The sequence below is a fragment of the Lipingzhangella rawalii genome (assembly GCF_031628175.1).
In the GTDB taxonomy this organism is placed as follows: Bacteria; Actinomycetota; Actinomycetes; order Streptosporangiales; family Streptosporangiaceae; genus Lipingzhangella_A; species Lipingzhangella_A rawalii.
Genome location: NZ_JAVLVT010000001.1, coordinates 354,907 through 367,556 on the forward strand (window position 1 = coordinate 354,907; position 12,650 = coordinate 367,556).

General features: G+C 67.7%; 13 protein-coding genes. 6 read left to right on the plus strand and 7 right to left on the minus strand.

Annotation, left to right across the window (positions count from 1 at the left end; all coding sequences use genetic code 11):
- Nucleotides 1-16: 16 nt before the first annotated feature.
- Nucleotides 17-673: an alpha-ketoglutarate-dependent dioxygenase AlkB family protein gene (locus RIF23_RS01550; protein ID WP_310910485.1), complete on the minus strand. Its 657-nt coding sequence runs from the start codon at nucleotides 671-673 to the stop codon at nucleotides 17-19.
- Nucleotides 674-756: 83 nt separating this feature from the next.
- On the minus strand, nucleotides 757-1,182 hold the full coding sequence (locus RIF23_RS01555; RefSeq protein WP_310910487.1) for an OsmC family peroxiredoxin: 426 nt from the start codon (nucleotides 1,180-1,182) through the stop codon (nucleotides 757-759).
- Nucleotides 1,183-1,490: 308 nt separating this feature from the next.
- Between RIF23_RS01555 and RIF23_RS01560 the strand changes: the two genes are divergently transcribed.
- The gene (locus tag RIF23_RS01560; protein ID WP_310910488.1) at nucleotides 1,491-2,915 is read left to right on the plus strand and encodes a glycosyltransferase; all 1,425 of its coding nucleotides are present in this window, start codon (nucleotides 1,491-1,493) and stop codon (nucleotides 2,913-2,915) included.
- Here the strand turns inward: RIF23_RS01560 and aroQ are convergent.
- Together aroQ and RIF23_RS01570 are read right to left on the minus strand one after the other, a co-directional pair.
- On the minus strand, nucleotides 2,884-3,345 hold the full coding sequence (aroQ, locus tag RIF23_RS01565) for a type II 3-dehydroquinate dehydratase (RefSeq protein WP_310910489.1): 462 nt from the start codon (nucleotides 3,343-3,345) through the stop codon (nucleotides 2,884-2,886). The genes RIF23_RS01560 and aroQ overlap by 32 nt on opposite strands.
- A 45-nt stretch (nucleotides 3,346-3,390) precedes the next feature.
- Nucleotides 3,391-5,901: a DEAD/DEAH box helicase gene (locus tag RIF23_RS01570; RefSeq protein WP_310910490.1), complete on the minus strand. Its 2,511-nt coding sequence runs from the start codon at nucleotides 5,899-5,901 to the stop codon at nucleotides 3,391-3,393.
- Between the two features lie 191 nt (nucleotides 5,902-6,092).
- On the opposite strand from RIF23_RS01570, the gene RIF23_RS01575 reads away from it, so the two are divergent.
- A complete protein-coding gene (locus RIF23_RS01575) occupies nucleotides 6,093-6,884 on the plus strand; it encodes a cupin domain-containing protein (RefSeq protein ID WP_310910491.1) in 792 nt (263 codons plus the stop codon).
- Nucleotides 6,885-6,948: 64 nt separating this feature from the next.
- On the opposite strand, the gene RIF23_RS01580 is transcribed toward RIF23_RS01575, so the two are convergent.
- Nucleotides 6,949-8,307 (minus strand): isochorismate synthase, encoded by a 1,359-nt coding sequence (locus tag RIF23_RS01580; protein WP_310910492.1) that lies wholly within the window; start codon nucleotides 8,305-8,307, stop codon nucleotides 6,949-6,951.
- 179 nt (nucleotides 8,308-8,486) lie between these two features.
- On the opposite strand from RIF23_RS01580, the gene RIF23_RS01585 reads away from it, so the two are divergent.
- From RIF23_RS01585 to RIF23_RS01595, 3 genes are all read left to right on the plus strand, one after another.
- Nucleotides 8,487-9,332, plus strand: a complete 846-nt coding sequence (locus tag RIF23_RS01585; protein WP_310910493.1) for a DMT family transporter — start codon at nucleotides 8,487-8,489, stop codon at nucleotides 9,330-9,332.
- Between the two features lie 143 nt (nucleotides 9,333-9,475).
- Nucleotides 9,476-9,892, plus strand: coding sequence for an acyl-CoA thioesterase (locus tag RIF23_RS01590; RefSeq protein WP_310910495.1), 417 nt, complete (start codon nucleotides 9,476-9,478; stop codon nucleotides 9,890-9,892).
- The gene (locus RIF23_RS01595) at nucleotides 9,889-11,016 is read left to right on the plus strand and encodes a zinc-binding dehydrogenase (protein ID WP_310910497.1); all 1,128 of its coding nucleotides are present in this window, start codon (nucleotides 9,889-9,891) and stop codon (nucleotides 11,014-11,016) included. The genes RIF23_RS01590 and RIF23_RS01595 overlap by 4 nt, the downstream gene beginning before the upstream one ends.
- Nucleotides 11,017-11,070: 54 nt before the next feature.
- Here the strand turns inward: RIF23_RS01595 and RIF23_RS01600 are convergent, their stop codons facing one another.
- A complete protein-coding gene (locus tag RIF23_RS01600) occupies nucleotides 11,071-11,274 on the minus strand; it encodes a cold-shock protein (protein WP_310910498.1) in 204 nt (67 codons plus the stop codon).
- 310 nt (nucleotides 11,275-11,584) lie between these two features.
- On the opposite strand from RIF23_RS01600, the gene RIF23_RS01605 reads away from it, so the two are divergent.
- Nucleotides 11,585-12,001, plus strand: coding sequence for a MarR family winged helix-turn-helix transcriptional regulator (locus RIF23_RS01605; RefSeq protein WP_310910499.1), 417 nt, complete (start codon nucleotides 11,585-11,587; stop codon nucleotides 11,999-12,001).
- A 37-nt stretch (nucleotides 12,002-12,038) separates the two neighbouring features.
- Here the strand turns inward: RIF23_RS01605 and RIF23_RS01610 are convergent, their stop codons facing one another.
- Nucleotides 12,039-12,587: a GNAT family N-acetyltransferase gene (locus RIF23_RS01610; RefSeq protein ID WP_310910500.1), complete on the minus strand. Its 549-nt coding sequence runs from the start codon at nucleotides 12,585-12,587 to the stop codon at nucleotides 12,039-12,041.
- Nucleotides 12,588-12,650 lie beyond the last annotated feature (63 nt).

The window sequence follows — 12,650 nt, forward strand, 5'->3', positions numbered from 1 at the left end:
GCTGGAGAACAGGGGATCACGTGTCGGTGTCGAATCCGGTCGCGCGGATCGTGATGTTCAAGCGCCCCTCCGCGAGCCCACAGCGTGGGTCGGCCGTGTTCGGGTGGATCCGAACCACCCCATGGTGGGCCATACGTGTCGGACCTCCGAAGACGAACAGGTCGCCGCTGCCCAACTCGATGTCCGTGTAGGGGCGGCTTCGCGTTTCGGTGTTGCCGAAGCGGAACACACAGCTGTCTCCCAGGCTCACGGAGATGACCGGGGCGTCGCTGCGTTCGTCCCGGTCCTGGTGCATGCCCATCCGGGCCGTGGAGTCGTAGAAGTTGACCAGGGCGACGTCGTAGTGGGCTTCGTGGGCACCGTCCGGAGGCGTGTCGCCGTAGGCGTCCGCGAGTGCACGTCGCGCCAGCTGCTCCAGCTCCTGGGGGAATGGCTGGACGGGCTGGCCGTCGGGAAGAACCGAGGTGTAGCGATAGGGGCGCCAGTACCAACCGAGTGCGGTCATCCGGACGCTCATCACCCCGCCTCGGGTGCGGTGTTGGTGCAGTCCACCAGGTCCCTGCGCCCAGGACCGGCAGGTGTCCACCAGCCTGCGTTGACGCCCCGGATCCAGCCAGCCCGGTAGGTGGACAGCGCCGGGGGCGATCTCGATTCGTGGGATCTCAAACAGCATGTGTGTCCTTGTTCTGATCGGTGACCGGGTGGTGTGCTCACGGATCGGCCCCTGGCTTCTGCGCCCCGGTCACCGACCGCGCCTCACTCCAGAGTGGCGTCCAGCGTGATGGTGGTTCCGGTCAGGGCCTTGCTGACCGGGCAGTTGGCCTTGGCTTCCTCGGCGGCGGAGGTGAAGTCGGCGGCGGAGATGTCGGTGACCTGCGCCCGAACCGTGAGATGGCTGCCGGTGATGCCCTCCCCGGCCTGGAAACTGACCTCGGCGGTGACCCGCACGCTCGTGGGCTGGTATCCGGCCTTGGTGAGGCCGTTGGTGAGCGCCATGGACATACAGGACGAATGCGCCGCGGCGATCAGCTCCTCGGGGCTGGTCACGCTATCCGAGCCCTCGGCGCGGGCCTTCCAGGTCACCTCGGTCTCGGGAAGCGCCGAGGAGTCGACCGTGACGGTGCCACCGCCGGTGGCCAGGTCGCCCTGCCATTGGGCGTGTGCGCTGCGGACTGCTGCCATCGCGAGAACTCCTTGGATCGAATCTGTCACTGGGATGGCCCCGCGCACACCTCGTGGTGCGGGGCACGGTCCCTGAATACCAGGGTGTGGAGCGCGGCCCGACCACCGCGGTGGTCCGAAGTTTCTGGGTGTCTCTGTCGTACGCCGTCACATTCCCGTATAGTTACAGTGTGCAATCAATCTTGTTCGAAAAGTCACTGTCCGTCGATGCGGGACATCCTGATTGCGCGCCCCCAATCTTCCGAAACGACTGGCGGGTGGTGCAGCCGCCGACGCTGGGGGCGTGGACACCCACGCGGTCAGTGAGCGTGGTGATCCCAGCGTACGGCGGGCAGTCCGGAGTGGACCGGACCCTGGCGGCGTTGGCTGCACAGAGTTATCCGGGCCATCTGCTCGAAGTCGTGGTTGTCGACGACAACACGGCACCCCCGCTCCAGCTCCCCGAGGTGCGTCCGAGCAACTGTCGGCTGGTGCGAGCCCCGGACAACGGCTGGGGAACGGGTCATGCGCGGGCCTATGGCGCACATCTCGCCACCGGCGAGATCCTGTGCTGGCTCGACTCCGATCTGGTCCCAACGGTGCACCATATCGAGGCCCATGCCCGGTGGCACCACGCCCACCCGGAGGTGGTAACCCTCGGCATCGCCTACACCCAGGACCCCGAGCGGGCCGTGGCGCATCCGCACGTGCAGGATCTGGTGGCGAGCACCAACGGCCTCTGCCGGATCGGCCACCTCGGTTTCCAGGCCTACGTGGGGGCCGCGTCCGCTGTTCCCCGGTGGCTGTACGAGGAGACCGGGGGGCTGGATCCGACTCTCGGACCGGGGCAGGATCTGGAGTTCGGGTACCGACTGTGGCAGGCCGGGGCGGTCCTCGTGCCCGAGCGGCGCGCTGTCGCCCACTACACCGACGCGGCACCCCAGGCGACACTGTCCCGCACCCGAGCGCCCACGCGTCGCCTACGCACCGGGCGGCTCGCAGAGGTCATGCCCCAGCCGCGTTCCGACCGTACGCCGACGGCGGCGCAGCGGGCCACGGTGCCACTGGTGCGGGTGTCGGTGCAGGCGTTGGGGTACTCGGTGGCCCAGGTGCGCGCCACGGTCGACTCCCTACTCAGCGAACCGGGAGCCGATCTGAGCGTCGCGTTGGTGGCACCGTGGAGCCGGCTGGACACCGTCGCCGACCGTGCGGCGCAACACTCGCGGGAACTGGGACGTGAGGACCTGCTGGAGCTCCAGCTGGTGCAGGCAAACTACCTTGGGGACAGCCGTGTGGTGTTCACGGAATCTCCCCCGCGCACAGGGTTCCCCTCGCCCTATCTCCTGGAGATTCCCACGGGCGTACGGCTGCGGCCCGCGACCGTGCGCTGGCTGATCGCCAGGTCGGACCGGGCGCAGGCTGGTCTCCTGGAGCTCTCCACCGCCGGGGAGGGGAAACCGGCCCGGTTGTGGCGATGCCGTTCGGTGACCCGGGCCCTGCGGGTGCGAGAGTGCGGCGAGTCCTGGGCCCAGGCGGTGGCTCGGGTGCACGGTCGTTACCGCATTCGAGTCGAACAGGAGGAGCTCGAGGGTCCGGACGGTGGTGGTGCCCCAACCCCAGCAGCGTTCGTTGGTCTACCGGAGCTGTGCAGCCTGGCGCCGCCCAAGCCGCGCTGGTGGGCCTGGCTGCGTCGGGTGCGTGGATGGCTACGTCACTGTCGGTTTACTCCTGGCCGGAGGTCCACCGCTCGATGACGGCCCGCAGCCCCAGCTCGTAGCCGAACACACCGCAGCCGACGATGTAGCCGGAGGCCACCGCAGCGGTTAGCGAGGTGTGCCGGAAGGATTCCCGGGCGTAGACGTTGGAGATGTGTACCTCCACGTAGGGGGTTGGAACCGCGTCCACGGCATCGCGCAGCGCCACGCTAGTGTGCGCGTAGGCGCCGGGGTTGCAGACGATACCCGCGCTCCCGTGCGCGGCGTGGACCTGTTCCACGAGCTCGCCCTCATGGTTGCTCTGCACACAGGTCACCCGCACGCCGAGCTCCGCACCCAGGTCACGCAGGCGCTGTTCCACCTGGGGCAGTGTCGTCGATCCGTACTGGTGGGGGTCGCGTTGACCCAGCAGGTTCAGGTTCGGGCCGTTGAGCAGGAGTACGGTGGGGCGTTCGCCGGACTCGGCCACGTGGGATCCCCTCGGCTGTGTCGACTCGTGTGTGGGACAGCGATTCTACAGACGTTCCACGCCCGCCACCGTGATCGCTGCGTACCCCGCGGCGTCGGAGGCGGCAAGATCCACATCGGCGAGAATCGCCCAGTCGCGGTCCCCGGCAGGGTCGTCCAGCACCTGGCGCACCCGCCACACCCCCTCCGCCTCGGTGATCTGCACCAGGGTGGGCCCACGGGCATCCGGACCGATTCCGATTTCCTCATGCTCGGCGAAATAGGCCGCCAGGGCGTTCTGCCACCGGTCGGCGTCCCATCCGGTCGCACCATCCAGCTCGCCAAGCTCGTCGTAGCGCCCCAGGGCGGCCAGCTCCACCCGCCGGAACATGGCGTTGCGGACCAGCACCCGAAAGGCGCGGTGGTTGGCGGTGACAGGTGTGGTCTCTTCCTCCGTGTCCGGGTCACGGTCGGTTTCCGGATCGACCGAGGGGTTGGCCAGGCGTTCCCACTCGTCCAGGAGGCTGGAGTCCACCTGGCGCACCAGCTCACCCAGCCACTCCACGAGGTCGTGCACGTCCTCGGTCTTGGCGTCCTCGGGCACGGTCTGACTGACCGCCTTGTAGGCGCTGGCGAGGTAGCGCAGCACGATTCCCTCGGAGCGGGCCAGCTCGTAGTGGCCGACATACTCGGTGAAGGTCATCGCCCGTTCGTAGAGATCGCGCACCACCGACTTGGGACGGAGCGGATGGTCGCCAACCCAGGGATGGCCACGCCGGTAGGTCTCGTAGGCGTGCTCAAGAAGCTCCTCCAGAGGCCGCGGATGGGTGATCTCCTCCAGCCGCTCCATTCGCTCCTCGTACTCGATCCCCTCCGCTTTCATCGCTGCGACCGCTTCGGCCTTGGCCTTGTTCGTTTGGGCGGCCAGGATCTGGCGTGGGTCGTCGAGCGTGGCCTCGATGATCGAGAGCAGATCCAGGGCATAGCTGGGCGAATCCCGGTCCAACAGTTCGAATGCCGCCAGGGCGAAGGTCGACAGCGGCTGGTTCAGTGCGAAGTCCGCCTGGAGGTCGACGGTCAGCCGGACCCACCGTCCCTGCTCGTCCGGAGTGTCCAGCTCCTCCACGACTCCGCCGGCGCGCAGGGACCGATAGATCCCGACGGCTTCCCGAATGTGTCGCCGTTGGGAAGCAGGATCCTCATGGTTGTCGCGCAGCAGGTGCCGCATCGCTGCCAGGGCGTTTCCGGGACGCCCGATGACACTCAACAGCATCGCGTTGGTGACCTTGAATCGGGAACGCAGCGGTTCCGGCTGCGCGGCCACCAGGCGTTCAAAGGCGGTCTCGTCCCAGGCGACGAATCCCTCCGGCGGCTTCTTACGCACAACCTTACGGCGCTTCTTGGGGTCGTCGCCCGCCTTGGCCAGCGCCTTCTCGTTCTCCACCACGTGCTCGGGGGCCTGCACGACCACACTGCCGGCCGTGTCGAAACCGGCCCTGCCGGCCCGGCCCGCGATCTGGTGGAACTCACGGGCGGTGAGCCGACGCACCTTCGAACCGTCATACTTGGACAGGGCGGTCAGCAGGACTGTGCGGATCGGCACGTTCACCCCGACCCCCAGCGTGTCGGTGCCGCAGATGACCTTGAGTAAACCGGCCTGGGCCAGGCGTTCCACCAGACGTCGGTACTTGGGCAGCATGCCCGCGTGATGCACCCCGATTCCGTGGCGCACATACCGGGAGAGGTTCCTGCCGAAGCGTGTCGTGAACCGGAATCCACCAATTTCCTCGGCGATCGCATCCTTCTCGGCGCGGGTGCACATATTGATGCTGGTGAGGGCCTGTGCCTGGCTCATCGCCGCGGCCTGGGTGAAGTGCACGATGTACACGGGGGCCTGATGGGTGCTGAGCAGCTCCTCCAAGGTCTCGTGGAGGGGAGTGGTGCGGTAACTGTAGGACAGCGGCACCGGTCGGGTCGCTGAGGTCACGACCGCTGTGGTACGGCCGGTGCGGCGGGTGAGATCCTCCTTGAAGAAGGACACGTCGCCGAGCGTGGCCGACATCAACAGGAACTGTGCCTGTGGAAGTTCGATCAACGGAACCTGCCAGGCCCAGCCCCGGTCTGGCTCACCGTAGAAATGAAACTCGTCCATCACCACGGTGCCGATATCCGCCTCCGTCCCCTCGGCCAGGGCGATCTGGGCGAGCACCTCCGCGGTACAGCACACGATGGGGGCGTCTGCGTTGACGCTGGCGTCGCCGGTGAGCATGCCCACGTTCTCCGTTCCGAAGACGGAACAGAGGTCGAAGAACTTCTCCGAGACCAGCGCCTTGATCGGAGCGGTGTAGAACACACACTGGTCGCGGGCAAGTGCCGCGAACAGTGCGCCCGTCGCCACCAGGCTCTTACCGGAGCCAGTGGGGGTGTTGAGGATGACGTTGGCCCCGGAGACGAGCTCGATCAACGCTTCCTCCTGGGCCGGGTACAACTCGAGCCCCTGGGAGCCAGCCCACTCCTCGAAGGCCAGGTACAGGGTGTCGGGATCCGGGTCCTTCGGTAGCGCGTCGATGAGTCTCACCCGTCCATGGTGCCTTGTCGCAGCGGGTGAGTGGGCCGCCCCGGAGACCGTCGGGACTGCCCAGGCGAACAACGGCGAGCCCTCGGGTAGGCAGGACCGCTACCCTCCATCAGCGGCCCATCCCGCAGGAGCCGGGTGGTTTGGCCACCCCCCTCGGAGTGCCCGGTGTGGGTTGCGGTACCCGTGGAGCTATGACACACGTGCTTCATCTCCTGTCCGTCCACGACGAACAGTGGGACGAGGACGGACTACTGCGGCCCGCCTCGCTCCACGACGAGGGCTTCGTCCACGCCAGTGACAGTGCACACACCCTGCTGGCGGTCGCCAACTTCCTCTACCGCAACGCCTCGGCGCCACTGGTCGCCCTCGTCCTCGACGTGGAGCGGCTCGGGTGCACGGTGCGTTGGGAGGAGCCAAGCCCCGCCCCGCCGCCCGGGATTCCCGCCGGGACCACCTTCCCGCACATCTATGGTCCGCTGCGGCGGGAGGCGGTTGTCGACCGTCAGTACCTGCGCCCCGACCCCGACGGAGGGTATCTGGGGGTGGAACCACGCCCCGCGACCGCGGACATCCTGGACATGTACCCACATCCCGAAGGCGGATGGTTTCGCGAGACCTGGCGCACGGGCACCACCCTTACCCCCTCCGGATATTCGGGATCGCGCGCCACGGCAACCGCCATCCACTACCTACTGGGTCCCGGCGAATCATCCCGGTGGCACCGGGTACGTTCCGACGAGCTGTGGATCTTCAATCGGGGCGGCCCACTGGAGCTCTCCCTCGGCGGTGACACGTCCACACCCACCGCACCCACCACGATGCACCTCGGCCCCGAGCTTGAGCAGGGACAGCAGTGTCAGCTGCTCGTACCCAGCCAGACCTGGCAGTCGGCCCGCCCGGTGTCCGGGGAGTGCCTGGTGACCTGCGTCGTCTCGCCCGGCTTCGATTTTGCCGACTTCGAGGTCACCGCGAACGCAACCTGAGCCGCGGTCACCGCACGGGGCTTGGCCTCGTGCGGTAGCTGCGGTGGCACCATTTCCGTTGTTGTCAGTCGCTCAGGGCGCCCCGCATCACCCGGAATTTCGATCCGGCCTCGGCCAGTTCCGCCTCCGGGTCGGATCCGGCCACGATGCCGCATCCGGCGAACAGGCGGGCGCTCGAGCCCTCGACCAGTGCGCTGCGCAACGCGATCCCCCACTCGCCGGCCCCGTGGGCGTCGATCCAGCCCACGGGGCCCGCGTAGCGGCCGCGGTCCATGCCCTCCAACTCCCGGATCAGCTCCAGAGCTCGACCGGTGGGCGTGCCACCGACCGCGGCGGTCGGATGTAGGGCAGCGACAACGTCGAGGGTGGAGGTATCGGGACGCAACCGCGCCCGAACCGCGGAGGCCAGGTGCTGCACGTTACGCAGGCGCAGTAGTTCCGGCCCCCCGGGCACCGTGATGTCGGCGCACAGTGGAGCAAGCGTCTCGCGCAGGGACTCTACCGCGTAGCGGTGTTCTTCGGCGTCCTTGATCGATGCACACAGCTCGTCGGCGAGCTTCTCGTCCTCCGTGTCCGAGGCCCCGCGGGGGCGGGTCCCAGCGAGGACCAATGACGAAACGGTGTCGGTGTCGGTCGCGGCTCGGCCCGACGAAGCCGTGGCGTCCGCGCCGGTGACTCCGGGGTTGGTGCTCGCAACGGCGCGGCGGAGGAGAAGTTCTGGGGTGGCGCCGACCAGTCCGTCGACCGCGAAGGTGTAGCAGTCGTCGAAATCGTGCGTCAGCCGCTTCAGTACGGTCCGGAGGTCGATGGTGTCCGCCGCGTGTGCGTACTGGTCGCGGGCGAGGACCACCTTGTCGAGCTCGCCGCGTTGGATGCGTCGAACCGCCGCGGCCACCGCGTGGACCCAGCGACGGGGACCCAGCGCACCGGTGGTCCAGCGTAGGAGCCCCAATGGTGCAGGGTTTCCCGTTACCAGTTCCGGACTGGGTGCGGGCGCATCGGTCACCTCGGTCCCGGTGCGCGGAACAACCGTGGTGATCCACGCCTGACCATCTCGCCGCCCCACGATGATCTGGGGCACGATCAGGACCGACCCCGCGGAGGCAGGATCGAAGGTGAAGCTGCCGAAGGCTACAGGGCCACAGCCGGGACGTTCCACGGTGTCCTGGACATGTGCGGCGTCCAAGAGCTCGTCGAACCAGGCGCGGGCCCGGGCGAATCGAGCCGTGCGCTGCTGGTCGGACGGGCCGTCCTCAGCGGGGAGCCGCAGCCGGGCGGCCTCGCCCCAGCCGACGAGGCCCTCCCCCCGCTGGATCCACGCGAGTGGCCGTGGGGTGGGCAGAATGTCGAGTAGCTGCGGGCAGTCGGGTAGTGGGGTCGTGCGTACCGTCAGGCGCGGCGGGAACCCAGGCACGTCATTCACGAAGTTCGAGTCTATGCGTCACCTTGGCGTGGCCCACCCCATGCCAGGGCACCCCCGGACGGCCGGACCGGCCGCCCGCGTCCTAGAATCACGGTTCCCCGGGCCGTGTGCCGGCTCTCCGCAGACTCCGAGCGGCGTCGGTTGCGCGGCCACGCGCCCTTGGAAGGTGAACGCGCCCGTTGACCACCCTCGTTGTCGCCGCGGTTCTCACCGCGGCCTTGTTGCACGCTTCGTGGAACGCGATCGCTCACGCGATCACCGACCGATTCGTAGGATTCGCTCTGATCAGTGTCGGCGGGGCCGTGTGCTCGGGGCTGCTGCTGCCCGCGGCGGGTGTTCCGCATCCGGCCTCGTGGGGATATCTGGGCGTGTCGGTGCTGCTGCACGTGGTCTACCTGGCCTTGCTCATGCTCTCCTATCGGCTCGGTGACTTCGGGCAGGTCTATCCGCTGGCACGTGGCCTGGCGCCGCTTGCGGTGACCGTCGCTGCCGCGGTCTTCATCGGGGAGACTCTGGCACCGACGCATCTTCTGGGAGTCCTCGTGATCAGTTGCGGCCTGCTCAGCCTCGTCTTCGCGGCCGGTCGCCCCGGACGGGGGCAGGTTCCCGCGTTGGTGGCCGCGGCGGGAACCGGACTGATGATCGCCTCCTACACGGTGGTCGATGGCGTGGGGGTGCGCCTGTCCGGAGACGTGTTCAGCTACACGATCTGGCTGGCCTTCCTGCACTTCCTCGTGTTCTCGCTGGTCCTCTTCGCGATTCGCGGTCCGGTCCTGGTGAGGCAACTCCGCATGTCCTGGTGGCAAGGGCTTCTCGGTGGAGTGATCTCGATCGCTGCCTACGGACTGGTGCTGTGGGCCCAGACCATGAGTCCGCTGGCGGGTGTCGCCGCCCTGCGGGAGGCGAGCATCGTGTTCGGAGCGATGATCGGCGCGGTGTTCTTCCAAGAGACGTTCGGGCGAATGCGGGTCCTGGCCGCCGCGACGGTGGCCACCGGGATCGTGCTGTTGAACCTGCACGTGTAGTCGGATGCCACGTGCGCACGGAACCTATCATTGTTAGGTTTTGTGGGTGCGGAACGACACCGTGCTCGCACAGCAGTAACCAGAGGCCGGTCGGCCGACACATCCGCCCACTGCTGGGGTGGGCGGACCGGAAAGGGGGCGGGATGTCCGCCGAGTACGCTCACTGGCAACGCGTACCGATGCGTTGGAGCGACAACGACATCTACGGGCATGTGAACAACACCGTGCACTACCTCGTCATGGACAGCGTGATCAACGCATGGCTCGTCGACCATGCGGGGCTGGACATCCACGAGGGCGAAGTGATCGGCCTGTGTGTGCGATCCGGATGTGAGTACCGGGCGCCCGTGTCGTTTCCCGATGCCTTGCAGGTGGGACTGCGCGCCGGACGTGTCGGCACCTCCAGTGTCACCTGGGAGGTGGGAATGTTTCGGGACAGTGACGGCGAACCCGTCGCCTACGGCGACTTCGTTCACGTCTTCGTAGACCGTGCCAAACGGCGTCCCCGCGAGCTTCCGGCCGCCATGCGAACCGCGATCGAAGGGCTGGTGGTGCAGTGAGTAGTGAGGTCACCGCGGCGGTGCTGGTGGAGTCCGGGCGGCCGCGTCCCTACGCGTCATCGAATCCGGTGGAGTTGACCCGGCTGCACCTGGACGAACCGGGGCCCGGAGAGCTTCTGGTCCGGGTGCGGGCAGCGGGCCTGTGTCACTCGGATCTGTCGGTCGTCAACGGTGCGCGCCCCCGCCCCGTACCCATGGCGCTGGGGCACGAGGCCGCCGGTGAGGTCGTGGCCGTTGGCGGAAACAGTGCGTTCACACCCGGTGACCATGTGGTCCTCGCCTTTGTCCCGAGCTGTGGCACCTGTTCCCAGTGTCTGGACGGGCGCGCAGCCCTATGTCAACCAGGAGGACAGGCCAACCGCGACGGCACGCTCCTGGGTGGCGGGATGCGTATGAGCCGTGCGGACGGGTGCCGTCCCTACCATCACCTGGGTGTCTCCGCATTCGCGGATCACATCGTGGTGTCCGAACGCTCGGCGGTGCGCATCGACGAGGACATTCCCTTCGATATCGCAGCCCTCTTCGGATGCGCGGTACTGACCGGAGCCGGGGCCGCTCTGCACGCCGCCCAGGTGCGCCCCGGAGACACCGTGGCGGTGGTGGGACTTGGCGGTGTGGGGCTGGCCGCACTGTTGGCGGCCCGGGCCGCGGGTGCCGCCGAGATCATTGCTGTGGATCTCGTCGCCGCCAAGCGGGAACGTGCCCTGGAGTTGGGGGCGAGTCACGCCGTCGTCGGTGGAGAGGAGGCCAGCACCACGATCCGGGAGATCACGGAGGGTGGCGCGGACCATGTCATCGAGACCACCGGTGTTCCGGCGGCTCTCGAAGGCGCCTACGCGGCAACCCGTCCCGGGGGTATCACCGTCACGGTCGGCCTTCCCGAGCCCGACTCGCGGCTTACCCTGCCCGCGTTGAGCCTGGTCGCCGAGGAACGCACGCTCCGGGGCAGCTATCTGGGCTCGTGTGTACCCCAGCGGGACGTGCCCCGGTTCGTGGACATGTACCGGGCGGGCCTGTTGCCGGTGGACGCGCTACTGTCCCATCGGCTGGATCTCACCGAGATCAACACGGGATTCGATCGGCTGGCCACTGGTGAGGCGCTCCGCCAGGTCGTACTGTTCTGAATCCGCTGGCCGAGATCCCGTCGGGATCTCGGCCAGCGGCACGGCGGGGGCGAGCTAGATGGAGCGCACCTGCTCCGCCTGCGGGCCCTTGTTGCCCTGCGTGACGTCGAACTCCACCCGCTGGTTCTCGTCGAGGTTACGGAACCCGCTGCCCGCAATGTTGCTGTAGTGCACAAACACGTCCGGGCCACCCTCGTCCTGGCTGATGAAGCCGTAGCCCTTCTCGCTGTTGAACCACTTCACGGTTCCCTGCGCCATGTTCTCTCCCGAGTTCAATGTTGGGACGGAGTCCGGGGCCGGACTCCCGGATCGCGTTCGATACGCGGTGCTACACAGTCCCAGTCAGAAGAGCTGACACGAGAACCAGACGCCCGCGTCGGTACCGTTCCGCGAGCGTCAGACACAAGCAAAACATCTACACAGAAACACACGATCACTGCCGTCAATCCTACCCCATGGCAGCGGCCGACGAGGAGCTCGACGCCCTGCCAGACGCTGTTCACGTGGGGCGCCCCGCCGCCGGCGACGTCCGCCCGGGTTCGTACAATGCTCCTGGAAGGAGGCGGGGATGACGGATCGTCCCATCGGATATTGGTTGAAGCAGCTGGACCGGCTTATTGACGACAGCTTCGACCAACTCCTGCGCCAGCGTTCCCTCGGCCGGAGGGAATGGCAGGTGATGCGGGCCCTCAACGAGCGGCCCCTCCGTCCGGATGACCTCGACGCGGAGTTCACACCCTTCATGGCTTCGGCGGCACCCGACCTCGAAACGGTGGTGGCCGAGCTGGTGGCTCGCGGGCTCGTGCGACGGGACCCCACATCGGGGATGCTGCACCTCACGGAGCGCGGAGAACAGGTCCACACCGAGCTGTGGGCGGAAGTACGCGCCAGCCGGGATCGCATGACCAGTGGGATCAGTGGGCAGGAGTACCAGGCAACGATCGACGTCCTGGCCCGGATGGCGGGAAACCTCCAGCAGAACTGAGGACCGGCCGGCACCGCCCGAGGCACGCTCCCGGCCCCTACGCAGGGCGTGCCCGCCGGTACAGCACGCACGGCTGTAGTCGGTGGTCGGGATCGAGGTGGGGATGGGTGAAGTCGTCGGCGGGGTCGCGCGTCATACCGATGCGACGCATCACCGCGCGGGAGCGCTCGTTGCCGGCCGCGGTTACGGAGACGATCTCGTCCAGGTCGAGATGGGCATAGCCGAATTCGAGGGCCGCGTGCGCGGCTTCGGTGGCCAGCCCACACCCCCACGCTGACCGAACCAGTCGCCAGCCGATCTCGACCGCGGGGGTGAAATGGGCCTGGTAGGGGACGTGGATCAGGCCGGTAAATCCGAGGAAACGACCGGTCTCCCGTTCTTCCAGGGCCCAGAATCCAAAGCCATGCTTATCGAAGTGACGCTCCATGGCGTTGATGCTTTCGTCGGACTCTGCGGAAGTCCGGAGCGCCGGAAAATAGTGCATCACCTCGGCGTCGGCGTTGAGCGCGGCAAAGGGAGCTCGGTCCCGCTCGTCCCAGCGGCGCAACAGGAGCCGTTTCGTCTCGAGCTGCGGTTCAGGGGGCAACGCGTCCTCCGGGGGGCCTGGGGCTTCTTGGGCGACAGAACAGGATAGCGTTCTGGGCGAACC